Source organism: Sphaerisporangium fuscum, from assembly GCF_018531465.1.
Lineage (GTDB): Bacteria > Actinomycetota > Actinomycetes > Streptosporangiales > Streptosporangiaceae > Sphaerisporangium > Sphaerisporangium fuscum.
Genome location: NZ_JAHDTF010000025.1, coordinates 176,886 through 194,802 on the forward strand (window position 1 = coordinate 176,886; position 17,917 = coordinate 194,802).

Below are 17,917 nucleotides of genomic sequence, written 5' to 3' on the forward strand. Positions count from 1 at the left end.
CCGTGCGCCGGCATCGAGGCGCGCGGCCCTCCGCCGTTCACCCCAGGCACCGCCCGCCTGCGCTGAAACCGACCCTTCCTCACGAAGAAAGCCGAGGTACTCGCATATGCGTTCACGACAGATCGGGGCCATCCTCCTATCTGCCGCGGCACTGGCCGGCAGCCTCGCCGCCTGCGGCAGCAGCGCCCCGAAGTCGGCTCTGCAGAAGGCCAAGGACGACAAGAAGCTCACGATCGGCGTCAAGTACGACCAGCCCGGCATGGGCCTGAAGAAGCCCGACGGCACCGTCGAGGGCTTCGACGTCGACGTGGCGACCTACATCGCGGGCAAGCTGGGCGTGCAGCCGAGCGGCATCACCTGGAAGGAGGCGCGCTCGGCCAACCGCGAGACCTTCCTCCAGCAGGGGCAGGTCGACATGGTCGTCGCCACCTACTCCATCACCGACGCCCGCAAGCCCAAGGTGACCTTCGGCGGGCCGTTCTACATCGCCCACCAGGACACCCTGGTGCGCGCGAACGACACCTCGATCACCTCCCTCGACAGCCTCAAGGGCAAGCGCATCTGTCAGGTGACCGGCTCGAACTCCTGGAAGAACATCTCCGAGGGCACCAACAAGGAGAACAAGAAGGTCGACGTCACGCTGGTGCCGGCCGGGGCCTACGACGAGTGCATCACCAAGCTCAAGGGCAACGCGCTGGACGCCGTGACCACCGACGACATGATCCTCGCCGGCTACGCCAAGCGTGAGGGCAGCGCCCTGAAGGTCACCGGCGCCCCGTTCACCGACGAGAAGTACGGCGTCGGCCTGAAGAAGGGCGACAAGGAGACCTGTGAGGCCGTCAACAAGGCCATCACCGAGATGTACCAGGACGGGACGATGCAGAAGCTGTTCGACAAGCACTTCAGCGGAACGGGACTGAAGTTCACCGCCACCGGCGCCCCGCCCGCCGAGGGCTGCAGCTGATCATCTTCCCCGCGCCGGTGAGGCCTCCTCACCGGCGCTCCCCGTCTCCGGTGGAGCACGATGGAATCATTTTTCGACTTCAGTCCACTCGCCCAGGAGTTCGGCACGATCCTCGCGGGATTCTGGTCGACGATCCGCCTCACCCTCATGAGCGGGTTGCTCGCCCTGATCCTCGGCACGATCCTGGCCGGCATGCGGGTGTCGCCCACGCCAGTCCTGCGGGCCGTGGGCACGATCTACGTCAACATCCTGCGCAACACGCCGCTCACCCTTGTGCTTCTGCTGTGCGCCCTCGGGCTGAGCGACACCCTGCAGCTGACCCTCTCGAAGGACCCGGGCACCAACTACTACTGGTGGGCGACGGCGGGCCTTTCGGCGTACACCGCGGCGTTCGTCTGCGAGGCGCTGCGCTCGGGCATGAACACCGTGCACGTCGGCCAGGCGGAGGCCGCGCGCGCCATCGGCCTGACCTTCACGCAGTCGCTTCGGCTGGTGGTGCTCCCGCAGGCGTTCCGCACGGTGATCGCCCCGCTCGGCAGCATCTTCATCGCCCTGACCAAGAACACGACCATCGTCATCGTCGCCGGCTACATCGAGGCGTCGGCGGTGATGAAGCAGATGTTCGACGACTACGGCGGCACCCTCCCGATCTTCCTCGGCTTCGCCGCGGGATACATGGTGCTGACGCTGCCCAGCGGGTTCTTCTTCGGCTGGCTCGCCAAGCGCATGGCGGTGGTCCGATGAGCGTCCAGGCACGGCCGACGCGGCTCGGCGGACAGGAGGAGTGCCGGTGAGCACCGCGAGCGTTCTCTTCGACGTGCCCGGCCCCCGGGCGCGCCTGCGCAACAACATCCTCACCCTCGTCTCCGCGGTCGTGATCCTCGGGATCGCCTACCTGCTGATCAAGGGGCTGGCCGACAAGGGGCAGTTCGAGGGCAAGCTGTGGGAGCCGTTCCTGCGCGCGGAGGTGTGGACCGGGCAGATCCTCCCGGGCCTGCTGGCCACGCTCGAGGCCGCCGCCGTCTCGGCGGTCCTGGCGCTTCTCTTCGGCATCGTCTTCGGCCTGGGCCGGCTGTCGGAGCACGCGTGGATCCGGGTGCCGTCGGCGGCGATCGTGGAGTTCTTCCGCGCCATCCCGCTGCTCCTGCTGATCTTCTTCATCCAGGCCGGCCCTGCGACCATGAGCGGTTACACCCTCAGCGTCCCGGCCTTCGTCGCGGTGGTGCTGGGCCTGACGCTGTACAACGGCTCGGTGCTGGCCGAGGTCTTCCGGGCGGGCGTCCAGGCCGTGCCGCGCGGGCAGTCGGAGGCCGGCTACTCCCTCGGGCTGCGCAAGAGCGGCGTGATGCGCCTCATCCTGCTGCCCCAGGCCACGACGGCGATGATGCCGGCGATCGTGAGCCAGATGGTGGTGCTCCTGAAGGACACCGCCCTCGGGTGGGTCATCGCCTACGAGGAGCTGCTGAACTTCGGCCTCAAGCAGATCCCGGCGAACTTCGGCAACCTCATCCCGAGCGCGATGGTCATCTCCGTGGTCTACATCGCGATCAACCTGGCGCTGAGCTACCTGGCGAACCGGCTCGAACAGCGCAGCAGGCGCAGCCGCCGCACCGCCGCGGCCCCGGTCCAGGCCCCTGCGGCCGTGGGGGTCGGAGAAGGGGGAGCGTAAAGCTTTCCCCTGGTCGCGGGCGGGGCCCGTGGCGGGCGGCTCTAATGCTGCGATGAGCAGGACGCCGCCCGCCGCACCGCCGCCTTCACGGGAGCGGGCGCGGGCGCGGCGCGCCGCTCCCGGGTTCGTCATGGCCGTGCTCCTCGTGGCGCTGGGGGTCCTCCTCGGCGGTTGTGAGGGCGACGGACACGGCATCGTCGTCGGAGTGCGGCCCGGACGTCCGGGCCTGGCCGGCCGGCTCGCCGACGGCCGTTACGAAGGCCTGGACGTGCAGGTCGCGGGGTATGTCGCGAGGCGGCTGGGGTACCGCGACGACCAGGTCACCTACGTCGAGCTCGGCCCGCCCGCCGCCACGCCGTCCCCTGCCGTCGAGGGGCGTCCGGGGGTCCGCGTCGACCTCGCGATGGGTGTGCTCCTGCCGCGCGCCCGGGCGTACGTCCCGCCGCCCGGCACGGGCTCGTACGCGCTCGCCGGGCCGTACCTCGTCTCCGCCGAGGACATCCTGGTGCCGGCCGGCGACCTCTCGGTCCGGCGCCTGCGCGATCTCACGCAGAAGAGGGTGTGCACCGGCTCGCCCGGCCCGCTGGTCGCCAGGTTCGGCGTGGCGTGGCAGCGGGCGTTCCTCATCACCTCGACGGTCGAGGACTGCGCGCGCATGCTCGCCGCCGGGCGGGTGGACGCGGTGACCGACGACGCGGCCGTCCTCGCGGGCGTCGCCGCCGCCTCACCCGGCTCCTTCCGCCTCGTCGGGTACACCTTCTCGCGCCACAGGTACGGCCTGGCGGTGCGCACCGGCGGCCGCCTGTACGCCGAGGTGGACGACGCCCTGCGCGCGATGTACCGGGAGGGCGCCTGGCGGCGCGCTGTGATCGACAACCTCGGATCCCTGGCCGCGAAATACACCTCGCCGCCACCTTTGGAGCGGTACGTCCGAAAACGATCAGCACCGTAGCGGCCACACGCCGTGAGGTTTTCCGGCAGGATGCGGCTATGCCCCCCGAGCGCACGTCCGGGCACCCCTCCGTTCCGTTCGGTGCCTGGCCCTCGCCGATCTCCACCTCCGATGTCGTCCGCTCCGGGCTGCGCCCCGGATACCCGGCGGTCCTCGGCGACGAGATCTGGTGGGAGGAGAGCCGTCCCGCCGAAGGCGGGCGGCGCACCCTCGTCCACCGCGCCGCCGACGGTGTTCTGCGAGAGCTGCTGCCGGCCCCCTGGGACGCCCGCACCCGCGTCCACGAGTACGGCGGCCGGTCGTACGCCGTGGCGCCGGGGGTGGGAGTCGTCTTCGCCAATCACGCCGACCAGCGGCTCTACGTCCTCCCCGCCGGCGGTTCCGGCAGGCCTTACCCCATCACCCCCAAGCCGTGCGTGCCGTGCGGCCTGCGCTATGCCGACCTGCTCGTGCACGGCGGCGAGGTGTGGTGCGTCCAGGAGCGCCACGGAGACGACGGCAAGGTGACCAGGGCGATCGTGTCCGTCCCGCTGAGCGGTGACGAGGAACCCCGGCAGCGGGTCGCCGGGAGCGACTTCTACGCCTTCCCGGCGATCTCCCCCGACGGCGAGCACATCGCCTACATCTGCTGGGACCATCCGCGGATGCCCTGGACGGGCACGGAGCTGCGCGTCACCAGGCTCGACGGCGGCGCCTCCTGGCGCGTGAGGGGCGGGCCGGCGGAGTCCGTCCTCGCACCCCGGTGGAGGGACGACCGCACCCTCTACCTCATCTCCGACGCCTCCGGCTGGTGGAACCTCTACCAGGCCGACGTCCACGAGCCGTCGTCCCGGCCCCTGTGCCCGTTGGACGAGGAGTTCGCATGGGCGCCCGGCGAGCTGGGCGGCGCGCCGTACGTCGTCCTCGGCGACGGACGGCTCGCGGTCCTGCACGGGCGTGGCGACATGCGGCTGGCCTTCCTCGACCCTCAGTCGGGTGTGCTCAGCGAGCCCGACCTCCCCTACGACGGGTGGATCCCCTGCCTCGGCGCCGCCGGCTCCACGCTGTGCGGCATCGCCTACGGGGCCACGGTCCCGACGTCGGTCGTGCGGGTCGACACCGCGACCGGGCGGGCGGAGAGCCTCCGCCGCGAATTCGCCGCACCGCCCGACCCCGCCTACCTCCCCGTCCCCCGCCCGGTCGAGATCAACAGCAGGTTCGGGCGGCGGGTGCACGCCCACGTCTACCCGCCCGCCAACCCGTCGGTGAGCCGCGGCGACGCCGCGCCGCCGTACGTCGTCTTCGTGCACGGCGGTCCCACCGCGCACAGCACCACGGCGCTCGACCTGCACAAGGCGTTCCTGACCAGCCGGGGCATCGGCGTCATCGACGTCGACCACGGCGGCTCCACCGGATACGGCCGCGCCTACCGGGAGAGCCTGCGGGGGCAGTGGGGCGTCGTCGACGTGGAGGACACGATCGCCGCCGCCGAGTGGCTGCTCTCCGACGGGCTCGCCGACCCCGAGCGCATCGCGATCCGCGGGGCGGGCGCGGGCGGCTGGACCACCATGGCGGCCTGCTGCGCGTCCGGCCTCTTCTGCGGCGGGGTGTCGATCGCCGGGGTCAGCGCCCTCGGCCCGCTGGCCGCCTCCACCCACGACTTCGAGTCGCGGTACGTCGAGTGGCTGGTCGGGCCGGAAGATCCGCTTCTGTACGCCCGGCGGGACCCTTTGGCGAAGGCGGGGCAGATCGACTGCCCGATGCTGCTCATGCAGGGGCAGGACGATCCGATCGTGCCCGCGTCGCAGTCGGAGGCCTTCGTCGCGGCCCTCACCGAGCGCGGGGTGCCCTGCACCTACCTCGCCTTCGAGGGCGAGGGACACGGCTTTCGCCGGGCCGAGACGCGAATCGCGGCACTCGCCGCCGAACTGGCCTTCTACCTGCAGCTGTTCCGGCTCACCTGACCCGTCTGCCAGGCCGGGGAGCGGGGCGAACGGGGCTCAGCGGGCGAACTCCGTAGCGCGTGACTCGCGCACGACGGTGATGCGGATCTGCCCGGGGTAGGTCAGCTCCTCCTCGACCTGCTTGGCGACGTCGCGGGCGATCACCTGGGCCTGGATGTCGTCGATGGCCTCCGGCCTGACCATCACGCGGATCTCGCGACCGGCCTGCATGGCGAAGACCTTCTCCACCCCGTCGTACGACTGCGCGATCTCCTCGAGCCGCTCCAGCCGCTTGACGTACGCCTCCAGCGACTCCCTGCGCGCGCCGGGACGGCTGCCGCTGATCGCGTCGGCGGCCTGTGTGAGCACCGCCTCCACGGTGCGCACCTCGACCTCGTTGTGGTGCGCCTCGATGGCGTGGACCACGTCCTCGTGCTCGCCGTAGCGGCGGGCGATCTCGGCGCCGATGAGGGCGTGGCTGCCCTCGACCTCGTGGGTGAGGGCCTTGCCGATGTCGTGGAGCACTGTGCAGCGCTTGAGCAGCATCGGGTCCAGGCGCAACTCCGAGGCCATGATGCCGGCGATGTGGGCGGACTCGACGAGGTGCTTGAGCACGTTCTGGCCGTAGGAGGTGCGGTAGCGGAGCTGGCCGAGCAGCATGATCAGCTCGGGGTGCATGTCGGTGATGCCGAGCTCGACCAGGGCGTCCTCACCGGCGCGCACGCAGAGGTCCTTGACCTCCTCCTTGCTCCGCTCGTAGGCCTCCTCGATGCGCTGCGGGTGGATCCGGCCGTCGAGGACGAGCTTCTCCAGCGTCAGCCGGGCGGTCTCCCGGCGCACCGGGTCGAAACAGGACAGTAGAACGGCTTCGGGGGTGTCGTCGATGATGAGGTTGACCCCGGTCGTGGACTCGAAGGCCCTGATGTTGCGGCCCTCGCGGCCGATGATGCGGCCCTTCATCTCGTCGCTCGGCAGGTGCAGCACGCTCACGACCGACTCCGCCGTCTGCTCGGTCGCCACCCGCTGCACGGCCAGAGTGACGATCTTGCAAGCGCGCTTCTCGCCCTCTTTGCGCGCCTCGCTCTCGATCTCTCTGACGATCAGCGCGGCCTCGCGTTTGGCCTGGTTCTCGATGGTCATGACCAGCTCGGCCTTCGCCTGCTCGGCGGTCAGTCCGGCCAGGCGCTCCAGGACCTCGCGGCGCTGCTCGTGGACCTTGTCGAGCTCGGCGCGGCGGTCGGCGAGCTCGGTCTCGGTCTCGGCGAGCTTCCTGCCGCGCTCGGCCTGCCTGCGCGCCTCCTCGTCGAGCCGCTGCTCGCGCTCGGCCAGGCGGTTCTCCCGGCGTTCGAGGTCGGACCTGAGCTCCTTCAGCTCGGTCTTGAGCGTGCGGGCCTCGTCCTCGACCTCCTGGCGCATCCGTATGGCGCCCTCGGCCGCGGCCTCCGCCCTGCGCAGCACCTCGCTCGCGTCGGACTCGGCCTTGATGCGGATCTCCATGCCCTCGCGGCGGGCCTCCTCGAGCTCGGAGTGGACCTCCGCGAGCTGCTCGGGGGTGAGCCCTTTGCGGACGAGCGCGGTGCGGCGTATGAGTACGACGAGCACGACGATCGCGAACAATGCCAGCAGGACAAAGGCTATCGCCAGCATGATCACGACTGTCGAACTCATGCGCGCCCACCCCTCCTCGCGTCGCGAACCTCAGCACGCGAGGGGTTACGCACAGCACGGACCGGCCCGACCGGGCGATTCTGGCCAGACAAATATTTCCGACGTCCTGATGCCCCTGATGTCAGGGCACCGGGCCGGCGGGTGTGATCATCTAGATCGTCCGTCGTCCATGGTTATGGCAATCCGCACCGCGGAGTAACTCCTCACTGTGGTCGAGATTAAGCGTCAGAGAGGTAACGAGCAAGCAAAGTCCGCCCGTCAAGCCACTTTTGCCCTCTAGCCGGAGAGGGGTGGCTTGGGGGCGCCGCCCGAAAAATCCCCTTGTGGGGCTAAAGACATGAAAAATGATCTCAAGATGAGCTACGGGCTGTTGCGGACCTTCACCTGCTGACCGGCCCCATTCAGAAGATTTTCGACGCCGGCGGCACGTTCCCGGACCGAGCGGGTATGGGGCCGCCATGGCACAGATCGGTTACACGCTCATGTGCGAGCAGACCACGCCGAAGCAGCTGGTCGGCGACGCCGTCGGCGCCGAGCGGGCCGGCTTCGACTACGCGGTCATCTCCGACCACTACTTCCCCTGGCTGGACGAGATGGGGCACTCGCCGTACGCCTGGTCGGTGCTCGGCGCCGTCGCCAACGCGACCGAGCGGCTTCCCCTGATGACGTACGTCACCTGCCCGATCATCCGGTACCACCCCGCCGTCGTGGCGCAGAAGGCGGCGACCATGGGAGCGCTGTCGGACGGACGCTTCACGCTGGGGCTCGGCGCGGGAGAGAACCTCAACGAGCACGTGGTCGGGCAGAACTGGCCACCGGTCAACATCCGCCACGAGATGTTCGCCGAGGCCGTGGAGATCATCCAGGCGCTGTTCACCGGCGACTACATCAGCTACCGCGGCGACCACTACACCGTCGACTCCGCCAAGCTCTGGGACCTGCCCGACGAGCCGGTGCCGATCGGCATCGCCGCCGGCGGGCCGCAGTCGATCGACCTGGCGGCGGAGTACGGCGACGCGCTGATCACCACGGAGCCCGCCGGCCGGCTCGTCGAACGCTTCAAGGCCTCCGGCGGCGAGGGGAAGCCGGTGTACGGGCAGATCGCGATCTCCTACGACACCGACGCCGAGGCCGCCAAGGAGCGGGCACACCGCCTGTGGAGATGGTTCCCCGCCGGCTGGAAGGTGCTCTCCGAGCTCCCCGGGCCGGTCAACTTCGCGGCGTACTCGAAGTTCGTCCGTCCGGAGGACGTCGCCCAGCAGGTGCCGTGCGGCGCGGACGTGGAGGCCGTGGTGGAGGCGGTCCGCAAGTTCACCGAGGCCGGCTTCACCCACGTGGCCCTGGTGCAGATCGGCGCCGACCACCAGCAGGAGTTCCTCGGCTGGGCCGAGAAAGAACTCCTCCCGGCCCTACGAGGGCTGTGACCTCGCCCACCAGGACCTGACACTCGCGGACACATCCGGTGACGGACCGACCGTTCCAGGTCGGCCCGATCACCGTCTTGAGCCACCCAGAAGGGACCCCCACCGGAGGCGTCGTCCTCTGGGCCGAGAAAGAACTCCTCCCGGCCCTACGAAGGCTGTGACCTCGCCCACCGGAACCTGACACTCGCGGACACACCCGGTGACGAACCGACCGTTCCAGGTCGGCCCGATCACCGTCTTGAGCCACCCAGAAGGGATCTCCGCCGGAGGCGTCGTCCTCCTCGCCCCGCCGGAGGTGTGGTCCTCCCTACTCGCCCTGCCGGAGGCGGTGGTCGTCCCCTGCTCGACCCGCCGGAGGTGTCATCGTCCTCAACTCGCCCCGTCACAGGAAAGGCATGCCCGCGTTCGGATGTTCGATCGGCTCGCTGGTGCCGTCGATGTTATGTCCGGCGGATTCAGTCGAAGCCTTCGGGGAGGTCGTCGGTGGGCTGGCCCTCGCTTTCGAGCGCCTCGCGGACGACGCGGTAGGCCACGCTGCCGGAATAGCCCTTGCGGGCGAGCATGCCGGCCAGCCGCCGTACCCTGGCGGCCGGCTCCAGCCCTCGGGTGCCCGGGAGCTTGCGGGCGACCAGCCGCCTGGCCGTCTCGAGCTCCTGGTCGGGATCGAGCTGGTCGACCGCCTCGCGCACGGTCTCCTCGGCGACGCCACGCGTGCGTAGCTCGGCGGCGAGAGCCCGCCGGGCGAGGCCGCGTCCGGCGTGACGGGAGGACACCCACGCCTCGGCGAACGCCTCGTCGTCGATGAGCCCGACATCGGAGAAGCGGGAGAGTACAGACTCCGCGGCGTCGTCGGGGATGTTCCGGCGGCGCAACGCCTCGGCGAGCTGCGCTCGGGTGCGCGGTGCCAGAGTCAACAGGCGCAGGCAGACTGCCCTGGCCACCGCCTCGGGGTCGGCCGGAGGCCCCTGCGCCGCGAGCGACCCCTCGACGGGCCCGTCGAACCCATGTTCCCGGCCCGGCCCGCCGGCCCGGGAACGTCCCCTCGCCCTACCGCCTCCCCGACCACTCCGCCGGTCACGGCCGAGCCTGGCCTCCTCCTCAGCGGCGTCAGCCTGGTCACGCCGCCCCGGCCGGTCGAAAACCTCACCGGCGCCGCTCTCACCCGAACGGCCACCGTCACGGAACCGGTCGAACCCCGAACCACCGCCGGACGCCCCACCCCCAGAACCGTCCCAAGGATCATCGACCCCCGCACCACGCGAGCCCGAACCACCCTCACGGAACCGGTCGAAGGCCGAATCGCCGCCGGACCGACCGCCGCCAGAACCGTCCTGCGGATCATCGACGCCGGCGTCTGTTCCACCTGTACGCCCGGAGGGGGAACCCCCCTGGCGGAAGCGGTCGAATGCCGAACCACCGCCGGACCAACCGCCCTCAGAACCCTCCCACGGGCCGCCGGGGCCGGCATCGCCGCCGTCGGCGCGGGCCGCGCCTGAACCGCCCTCACGGAACCGGTCGAACACGGAACCGTCGCCGGCCGGGCCGGACCCACGGCCGTCCCGCCGATCGTCGGATACGTGGCCCTGCCCGGGTTGGGCGGACCTGCGCGATCGGGACGTGCGTCGTTCGCTCTGGGAGCCGCGGGACGGTCGGCGCCGGGGCGGTCGCTCATCGGCCCCTTCGCCGGGACCGTGATCGTCAGGATCCTCCTCGATCCACGCTCCCCAGTCCCCTGGCCGGAGACGGCCAGGGGTGTCGTCGCTGGCAGGCATACGTGATCAGCTCGGATCAGACGTCACCGGGCTTGGGCGCCTTGCTGCCGCGACCCGCCGCCGCGGGAGCGGGAGCCACCACCGGAGGCGCGGGGGGCTCGGCCGGGCTGTCGATGCGAGGACCGACGCCGAGCTTCTCCTTGATCTTCTTCTCGATCTCGTTGGCGATGTCGGGGTTGTTCTTGAGGAAGTTGCGGGCGTTCTCCTTGCCCTGCCCGAGCTGGTCGCCCTCGTAGGTGTACCAGGCGCCGGCCTTACGGACGAAGCCGTGCTCGACGCCCATGTCGATGAGGCCACCCTCGCGGGAGATGCCGACACCGTAGAGGATGTCGAAGTCGGCCTGCCGGAACGGCGGGGCCATCTTGTTCTTCACGACCTTGACCCGGGTGCGGTTGCCGACCGGCTCGGTGCCGTCCTTGAGGGTCTCGATGCGGCGGACGTCGAGCCGCACCGAGGCGTAGAACTTCAGCGCCTTACCACCGGTCGTGGTCTCGGGCGAGCCGAACATGACGCCGATCTTCTCGCGCAGCTGGTTGATGAAGATGGCGGTCGTGCCGGTGTTGTTGAGGGCGCCGGCGACCTTGCGCAGGGCCTGCGACATCAGGCGGGCCTGGAGGCCGACGTGACTGTCGCCCATCTCGCCCTCGATCTCGGCCTTGGGCACGAGGGCGGCCACCGAGTCGATCACCAGCAGGTCGATCGCGCCGGAGCGGATGAGCATGTCGGCGATCTCGAGCGCCTGCTCACCGGTGTCGGGCTGGGAGACCAGCAGGGCGTCGGTGTCGACGCCGAGCTTGCGGGCGTACTCGGGGTCGAGCGCGTGCTCGGCGTCGATGAACGCCGCGATGCCGCCCGCGCGCTGCGCGTTGGCCACCGCGTGGAGCGAGACCGTGGTCTTACCGCTGGACTCGGGGCCGTAGATCTCGATGATGCGGCCGCGGGGGTAACCGCCGATGCCGAGGGCGACGTCGAGCGCGATGGCCCCGGTGGGGATCACCTCGATGGGGGCTCGTGCGTCATCGCCGAGGCGCATGACAGAGCCCTTGCCGAACTGCCGCTCAATCTGGGCGAGCGCGGTCTCAAGGGCCTTCTCGCGGTCGTTGGCTGCCATGGAGTGCCCCCTGGAGGGTGTGTCGAAGTCGTTTCCGTCGCTAGCAAGCTACGGGGTGCCACCGACATTTTCGCGGAGCGGGACCACGGGCGTCGGCCCCTTCAATATAGCCGAACGCCTGTTCGATCACAGACCGAACACAGTCGACGCGTTCACCAGGTGATGCGGGCCTGGGTACGAGGGCAGCCGGCCCCCATGGGTAAGAGGCGCGGCCGGGTCGGCCTGGACGGAAAGGAAAGGACGGGCAGAAGGCAGGGGGCTTCAGCGCAACCGGGGGTCGACGTCGGCGACGCCGCACACGGCGTGCCAGACGTCTTTGGCCGCCACCCCTTCGGCCAGGGCCTGCGTCACGGTGCGACCCCCGAGCTCGGCGATCACATAGTCACGCGCCCAGGACTCGGCGTATCTCTCGCCGAAGTGGCGGTTCATCCGGCTCCAGAAGTCCGTCAAGCGCATAGTCCCAGTATGGTGCCCGACCCGACTCCGGCGGACCTTCGCCGCCTCCCCCCTTCGCCCGGCCTCACAGCACCCGCGAGCCGTACATCTCCCCCAGAGGGTCGGCCAGGAGCTCCAGGCGCGCGCCATCGGGATCGCGGAAATAGATGGAGGCGTCGCTCTCCATCTGGTACGGCACGCCCGCGGCGTCGAGCTTGCCCCTGAGCCGTTCCCATTTCCCGCGCTCGACCGAGATGGCGATGTGGTGCAGGCCGCCGAGCACCTCCTGGTACGGCGCGAGGTCGAGCCCGGGAAGATCGAAGAACGCCAGCAGGTTGCCGTTGCCGATATCGAAGAAGAAGTGATTGGACCCCTTGTAATCGCGATTCTCGAAGATCTCCGTGAGCGGGAACTCCAGCAGCTCCTGGTAGAACTTGATCGTCCGCTCGACGTCCGAGCAGATCAACGCGATGTGGTGGAGCCCACGCGCGCTGCTCTCGGGACGCTCCGCGCGGAGATACCGCTCACGGATACGCGCTCGGTTCGTCTCGATGGCGGCGTAGTCGATGTCCATAGTTCAGGGGACGGCCCGGTCTCGGCCGATGTCAAGCCCGGCGGGGACCGCCGAGCGCCCCTCGTCCGAACGCGGGCGAACCTGGGCGTATGACGGCTTCAGCGACTCTTCGGGCAGGTCAGGCAGGTGGGCGGCGGCTCGTTTTGTCGGTGGCGGGTTGCATCATGAAGCGGTGACCACATCGCCGCTCGACCACTTCACTCCGGTGACCAGGCAATGGTTCGCCGACGCCTTCGCTGCGCCCACGGCCGCCCAGCAGGGCGCGTGGGAGTCGATCGCCCGTGGAGACAACACGCTGGTGGTCGCCCCGACCGGGTCGGGCAAGACCCTCGCCGCCTTCCTGTGGTCCCTCGACCGCCTGGCCGCCGAGCGCATGGCCGGCGACTCCGGGGGCGAGGAGAAGGGCCGCCGGCCGGGGTGCCGCGTCGTCTACGTGTCGCCTCTGAAGGCGCTCGCCGTCGACGTCGAACGCAACCTGCGGGCGCCGCTCACCGGTCTCAAGCAGACCGCCCGCCGCATGGGCCGCCCCGTCCCGGAGATCTCCGTGGCCATCCGGTCGGGCGACACGGCGGCCGAAGACCGCCGCCGCTTCGCCGCCGCCCCCGCCGACATCCTGATCACCACTCCCGAGTCCCTCTATCTACTGCTCACCAGCAAGGCGCGTGACGCTCTCCGCGACGTGGAGACGGTCATCGTCGACGAGGTCCACGCCGTCGCGGCCACCAAGCGCGGCGCGCATCTGGCGCTCACGCTCGAACGGCTCGACGCCCTGCTGGACAGGCCCGCGCAGCGCATCGGCCTGTCGGCCACCGTGCGCCCTGTCAGCGAGGTGGCGGCGTTCCTCGGCGGAGCGCGTCCGACCACGGTGGTGCAGCCGCCGTCCGAGAAGGTCATCGAGATCGACGTGGTGGTCCCGGTCGAAGACATGACCGAGCTCGACAACGCGCCGCGGCGGCCCGCCGGGTTCGGCGAGGGCGAGGAGTCGTGGTCGATGGAGCCTCCGCCGCGGCGCTCCATCTGGCCGCATGTCGAGGAGCATCTGCTCGGGCTGATCGAAGCCCATCGCTCCACGATCGTGTTCGCCAACTCCCGGCGGCTGGCCGAGCGTCTGTGCGCCCGGCTCAACGAGCTGGCCTTCGAGAAGGCCGAGCAGGCGGCGGGCCGGGCCGGCCGGTCGGGCGACGCCCTCGACGAGCTGTGGTACACCGACGCGCCCGATGATCACCAGTCCGTCGCGGACGACCGGGCGGCGCCCCGGCCCCCGGAGGCCGCGTCACCGACCGGCGACCCCTCCCCCGGTCCCTCCGGCGACGGCCACAGGCTCGGCGGGCCCGCCCTCCCGTCCGGGGACGGCGGCGAGCCCGCCCGGTCGTTCGTGCCGGCGCCCTCGTCACCCGCCGAGGTCATGGCGCAGGCCGGGTCCACCAAGGGGGCGGTGCCCGAGGTCGTGCGGGCTCACCACGGCTCGGTGTCGAAGGAGGAGCGGTCCCAGATCGAGGAGGCGCTGAAGTCGGGGCGCCTGCCGGCCGTGGTCGCCACCTCCAGCCTCGAGCTCGGCATCGACATGGGCTCGGTCGACCTGGTGGCCTGCGTGGAGGCCCCGCCCAGCGTCGCCAGCGGCCTGCAGCGCATCGGCCGTGCCGGGCACCAGGTGGGCGCGGTTTCCAAGGGCGTCATTTTTCCCAAGTACCGTGGCGATCTGGTCCAGACGGCCGTCGTGTCGGAGCGCATGAAAGCCGGCGAGATCGAGGAGATGCGTTACCCGCGCAACCCCCTCGACGTGCTCGCCCAGCAGGTCGTGGCGATGTGCGCGCTCGACGAGTGGACCGTCGACGAGCTCGAAGAGGTCGTCAGGCGGGCCGCGCCGTATGCCACGCTGCCGAGAAGCGCGCTGGAGGCCACCCTCGACATGCTGGCGGGGCGCTACCCGAGCGAGGAGTTCGCCGAGCTGCGGCCCCGCGTCGTGTGGGACCGCGTGACCGGCCGCGTCTCCGGCCGTCCGGGCGCCCAGCGTCTCGCGGTGACCAACGCCGGCACCATCCCCGACCGGGGCATGTTCGGCGTCTTCCTCGCCGGGGGCGACACCGGGCGCGGCGGCAGGAGGGTCGGCGAGCTCGACGAGGAGATGGTCTACGAGTCCCGCGTAGGAGACGTCTTCGTGCTGGGCGCGACCTCCTGGCGCATCGAGGACATCACCGCCGACCGCGTGCTGGTGTCCCCCGCTCCCGGCCAGCCGGGCAAGCTGCCGTTCTGGCACGGGGACGCGCCGGGCCGTCCCGCCGAGCTCGGCCGGGCACTGGGGGCGTTCCTGCGCGACCTGTCCGAGGGCAAGACCGATCGGCTCGAACAGGCGGGGCTCGACGCGTTCGCCGTCCGCAATCTCCTCGCCTATCTCGATGAGCAACGGGCGGCCACCGGTTACGTCCCCGACGACCGCACCCTGCTCGTCGAGCGGTTCCACGACGAGCTCGGCGACTGGCGCGTGGTGATCCACACCCCGTACGGCGCCCGCGTCCACGCCCCGTGGGCGCTGGCGATCGGCCGGCGACTGCGCGAGCGGTACGGCGTCGACGTGCAGGCCATGCACTCCGACGACGGCATCGTGCTGCGCATCCCCGACACCCTGGAGGGTGCGCCCACCGATGTGGCGGTGTTCGACGCCGACGAGATCGAGCAGATCGTCACCGAGGAGCTCGGCGGGTCCGCGCTGTTCGCCTCGCGGTTCCGTGAGTGCGCCGGACGGGCGCTCCTGCTGCCGCGGCGCAATCCCGGCAGGCGGTCCCCGCTGTGGCAGCAGCGCCAGCGGGCGGCCGACCTGCTGAAGGTCGCCAGCAGGTACGGCTCGTTCCCGGTGGTGCTGGAGACGATGCGCGAGTGCCTGCAGGACGTCTTCGACGTGCCTGGGCTGGTGCGGCTCATGCGCGACATCGCGGCCCGGCGGGTGCGGGTGGTCGAGGTGGAGACCGACCAGGCCTCGCCCTTCGCCGCGTCACTGCTGTTCGCCTACGTCGGCGCCTTCATGTACGAAGGTGACGCGCCGCTGGCAGAGCGGCGGGCCCAGGCTCTCGCCCTCGACACCCACCTGCTGGCCGAGCTGCTCGGAGAGGCCGACCTGCGGGAGCTGCTCGATCCCGACGTCGTGGCCGACACCGAGCGCGAGCTCGCGCGCCTCGACCGGCCGCTGCGCGACACCGAGGATCTGGCCGATCTGCTGCGCACCCATGGCCCGTTGCAGGCCGAGGACGTCACCGTGCGCGAGGGCGACCCGGCGTGGCTGGCCGAGCTCGAGAACGCCAGGCGGGCGATCCGCGTGCGGGTGGCGGGCGTGGAGCAGTGGGCGGCGATCGAGGACGCCGCGCGGTTGCGCGACGCGCTCGGCGCTCCTGTTCCCATGGGGGTGCCGCACGCCTTCCTGGAGCCGGTGACCGACCCACTGGGCGACCTGCTCGCCAGGCATGCCCGCACGCGCGGGCCGTTCGCCGCGACCACCGCGGCGGCGCGGTTCGGCCTGGGCGTGGCCGTGGTGGTCGACGCGCTGCGGCGGCTGGCGTCCTCGGGCAGGGTGCTGGCCGGGGAGTTCCGCCCGGGAGGCTGGGGCGAGGAGTGGTGCGACGCGGGGGTGCTGCGGATGCTGCGGCGCAGGTCGCTCGCGCGGCTCCGCAAGGAGGTCGAGCCGGTCCCGCCCGAGGCCCTCGGCGCGTTCTCACCCGCCTGGCACGGTATCACCGAAGGCCGGTCCGCGCGGGGCATCGACGCTCTGGTGCACGCGATCGAGCAGTTGCAGGGCGCGGCCGTGCCGGGGTCGGCACTGGAGACGCTGGTGCTGCCGAGCAGGGTGCCGGGGTACGAGCCGGCCATGCTCGACGAGCTGACCGCGTCCGGGGAGGTCATCTGGGCCGGGCAGGGCTCGCTGCCGGGCGGTGACGGCTGGGTGTCGCTGTTCTTCGCCGACACCGCTCCCCTGCTGCTGCCCCCGCCCGCCGAGATCACCCTGACTCCGCTGCACGAGAAGGTGCTCGACGTCCTGGGCGGCGGGGGCGCGTTGTTCTTCCGCGACCTCGCCAATCGGGCCGAGTCGCTCGACGACACCGCGCTCGCCGGCGTGTTGTGGGATCTGGTCTGGTCGGGGCGGGTCTCGGGGGACACGCTCGCGCCGCTGCGGGCGGCCTTGGGCTCCGGACGGCCCGCGCATCGGGCGACGTCCACCCGGAGGCGCCGGGCCGTACTGCCGACCCGGTCCGGACCTCCTACCGTGAGTGGTCGCTGGTGGCTGCTGCCCGAGCCCTCCGGCGACCCCACTCAGCGCGCGCACGCGCAGGCCGAGGTGCTCCTCGAACGGCACGGCGTGATCACCAAGGGAGCGGTGGCGGCCGAACGTCTCGTCGAGGGGTTCGCGACCGTGTATCCCGTGCTGCGGGCGTACGAGGAGTCCGGGCGGTGCCGTCGCGGCTACTTCGTCGAAGGCTTGGGCGGCGCGCAGTTCGCCCTGCCCGGCGCGGTCGACCGCATGCGCGCCATCGCCGCCGCCACGTCCTCCGGCACGGACGGCGACCGGCCGCGCGAGGACCACCTCGCCGGCACCACCGGATTCCCCGGCGACACGGGCCGGCGTGCGGACGGCTCCATCGGCGACCGGCGTGCGACCGGCTCTGCCGGCGCCCGGCGGGCGGTGGTCCTCGCGGCGACCGATCCCGCCAATCCGTACGGCGCTGCCCTGGCGTGGCCGCCCCATCCGGGCGACGTCACCCACAAGCCGGGGCGTAAGGCGGGGGGGCTGGTGGTGCTGCTGGACGGCCGTCTGATGCTGTACGTCGAGCGTGGCGGAAAGACACTGCTGTCCTTCACCGACGACGACCGGCTGCAACCTGCGGTGGACGCGCTCGCCCTCGCCGTACGCGATGGGGCCCTGGGCAAGCTCACGGTCGAGAAGGCCGACGGCACGGCGATCGTCGACTCCCCCCTGGCCGCCGCCCTCGAGGCCGCCGGCTTCCACCCGACCCCTCGCGGCCTCCGCCTACGTTCCTGATCCGACCCCTCTGACGAGCGAAGAGAGGATCCGGCGGAGCGACGCTGCCGCGCACAGGGCGAACGGGAGCTAGTGAGTGCGCGGTGCGCCAGGTGGCGGGCCGGGACGGTCGTGCGCGGGGCAGGGGTCAGGTGGCGGCCTGGGGCCGTCCTGCACGGCAGGGGGCAGGAGGCGGACCGAAGGCCATCGCACGGGACAGAGGGCAAGAGGCGAGCCCGACGCCGTCCTACACGACAGAGGGCAGGAGGCGGACCGAAGGCCATCGCACGGGATAGAGGGCAAGAGGCGAGCCCGACGCCGTCCTACACGACAGAGGGCAGGAGGCGGACCGAAGGCCATCGCACGGGACAGGGGGCAAGAGGCGAGCTGGACGCCGTTCTGCACGGCGGAGGGCTAGAGG

The 17,917-nt window shown here is 71.1% G+C and carries 12 protein-coding genes; 7 read left to right on the plus strand and 5 right to left on the minus strand.

Features of this window, described 5'->3' with window-relative positions; genetic code table 11:
- Positions 1–106 precede the first annotated feature (106 nt).
- The 5 genes from KIK05_RS30555 to KIK05_RS30575 are packed head-to-tail and all read left to right on the plus strand — an operon-like array spanning position 107 to position 5,528.
- Positions 107–964 (plus strand): glutamate ABC transporter substrate-binding protein, encoded by an 858-nt coding sequence (locus KIK05_RS30555; RefSeq protein WP_214414332.1) that lies wholly within the window; start codon positions 107–109, stop codon positions 962–964.
- 60 nt (positions 965–1,024) lie between these two features.
- The gene (locus KIK05_RS30560; RefSeq protein ID WP_214414333.1) at positions 1,025–1,708 is read left to right on the plus strand and encodes an amino acid ABC transporter permease; all 684 of its coding nucleotides are present in this window, start codon (positions 1,025–1,027) and stop codon (positions 1,706–1,708) included.
- Positions 1,709–1,754: 46 nt separating this feature from the next.
- Entirely contained in the window at positions 1,755–2,633 is an 879-nt protein-coding gene (locus KIK05_RS30565; protein ID WP_214414334.1) for an amino acid ABC transporter permease, read from the plus strand.
- A gap of 52 nt (positions 2,634–2,685) precedes the next feature.
- Positions 2,686–3,585 carry a substrate-binding periplasmic protein gene (locus KIK05_RS30570; RefSeq protein ID WP_214414335.1) on the plus strand — a complete coding sequence of 300 codons (900 nt, stop codon included), beginning with the start codon at positions 2,686–2,688 and terminating at the stop codon, positions 3,583–3,585.
- A 38-nt stretch (positions 3,586–3,623) separates the two neighbouring features.
- A complete protein-coding gene (locus tag KIK05_RS30575) occupies positions 3,624–5,528 on the plus strand; it encodes a S9 family peptidase (protein ID WP_214414336.1) in 1,905 nt (634 codons plus the stop codon).
- A gap of 36 nt (positions 5,529–5,564) precedes the next feature.
- Here the strand turns inward: KIK05_RS30575 and rny are convergent, their stop codons facing one another.
- The gene (rny, locus tag KIK05_RS30580; RefSeq protein WP_250563715.1) at positions 5,565–7,175 is read right to left on the minus strand and encodes a ribonuclease Y; all 1,611 of its coding nucleotides are present in this window, start codon (positions 7,173–7,175) and stop codon (positions 5,565–5,567) included.
- A gap of 458 nt (positions 7,176–7,633) precedes the next feature.
- On the opposite strand from rny, the gene KIK05_RS30585 reads away from it, so the two are divergent.
- A complete protein-coding gene (locus KIK05_RS30585) occupies positions 7,634–8,599 on the plus strand; it encodes an LLM class F420-dependent oxidoreductase (RefSeq protein ID WP_214414337.1) in 966 nt (321 codons plus the stop codon).
- Positions 8,600–9,054: 455 nt separating this feature from the next.
- Here KIK05_RS30585 and recX read toward each other — a convergent pair whose 3' ends face one another.
- The 4 genes from recX to KIK05_RS30605 form a co-directional block, all read right to left on the minus strand.
- A complete protein-coding gene (recX, locus tag KIK05_RS47345; protein WP_372455623.1) occupies positions 9,055–9,540 on the minus strand; it encodes a recombination regulator RecX in 486 nt (161 codons plus the stop codon).
- Between the two features lie 847 nt (positions 9,541–10,387).
- Entirely contained in the window at positions 10,388–11,482 is a 1,095-nt protein-coding gene (gene recA, locus KIK05_RS30595) for a recombinase RecA (protein WP_214414339.1), read from the minus strand.
- 261 nt (positions 11,483–11,743) lie between these two features.
- The gene (locus tag KIK05_RS30600) at positions 11,744–11,938 is read right to left on the minus strand and encodes a DUF3046 domain-containing protein (protein ID WP_214414340.1); all 195 of its coding nucleotides are present in this window, start codon (positions 11,936–11,938) and stop codon (positions 11,744–11,746) included.
- Positions 11,939–12,002: 64 nt separating this feature from the next.
- Positions 12,003–12,491, minus strand: coding sequence for a VOC family protein (locus KIK05_RS30605; RefSeq protein WP_214414341.1), 489 nt, complete (start codon positions 12,489–12,491; stop codon positions 12,003–12,005).
- A gap of 172 nt (positions 12,492–12,663) precedes the next feature.
- Here KIK05_RS30605 and KIK05_RS30610 point away from each other — a divergent pair, with 172 nt between their 5' ends.
- A complete protein-coding gene (locus tag KIK05_RS30610; protein WP_308250181.1) occupies positions 12,664–17,517 on the plus strand; it encodes an Lhr family helicase in 4,854 nt (1,617 codons plus the stop codon).
- Positions 17,518–17,917: the final 400 nt, after the last annotated feature.

What these genes read in the sequence shown, in the direction of transcription:
- KIK05_RS30555 (WP_214414332.1), top strand. Translation starts at nt 107, where the DNA reads ATGCGTTCACGACAGATCGGGGCCATCCTCCTATCTGCCGCGGCACTG.
- KIK05_RS30560 (WP_214414333.1), top strand. Translation starts at nt 1,025, where the DNA reads ATGGAATCATTTTTCGACTTCAGTCCACTCGCCCAGGAGTTCGGCACG.
- KIK05_RS30570 (WP_214414335.1), top strand. Translation starts at nt 2,686, where the DNA reads ATGAGCAGGACGCCGCCCGCCGCACCGCCGCCTTCACGGGAGCGGGCG.
- KIK05_RS30575 (WP_214414336.1), top strand. Translation starts at nt 3,624, where the DNA reads ATGCCCCCCGAGCGCACGTCCGGGCACCCCTCCGTTCCGTTCGGTGCC.
- rny (WP_250563715.1), bottom strand. Translation starts at nt 7,175, where the DNA reads ATGAGTTCGACAGTCGTGATCATGCTGGCGATAGCCTTTGTCCTGCTG.
- KIK05_RS30585 (WP_214414337.1), top strand. Translation starts at nt 7,634, where the DNA reads ATGGCACAGATCGGTTACACGCTCATGTGCGAGCAGACCACGCCGAAG.
- recA (WP_214414339.1), bottom strand. Translation starts at nt 11,482, where the DNA reads ATGGCAGCCAACGACCGCGAGAAGGCCCTTGAGACCGCGCTCGCCCAG.
- KIK05_RS30600 (WP_214414340.1), bottom strand. Translation starts at nt 11,938, where the DNA reads ATGCGCTTGACGGACTTCTGGAGCCGGATGAACCGCCACTTCGGCGAG.
- KIK05_RS30605 (WP_214414341.1), bottom strand. Translation starts at nt 12,491, where the DNA reads ATGGACATCGACTACGCCGCCATCGAGACGAACCGAGCGCGTATCCGT.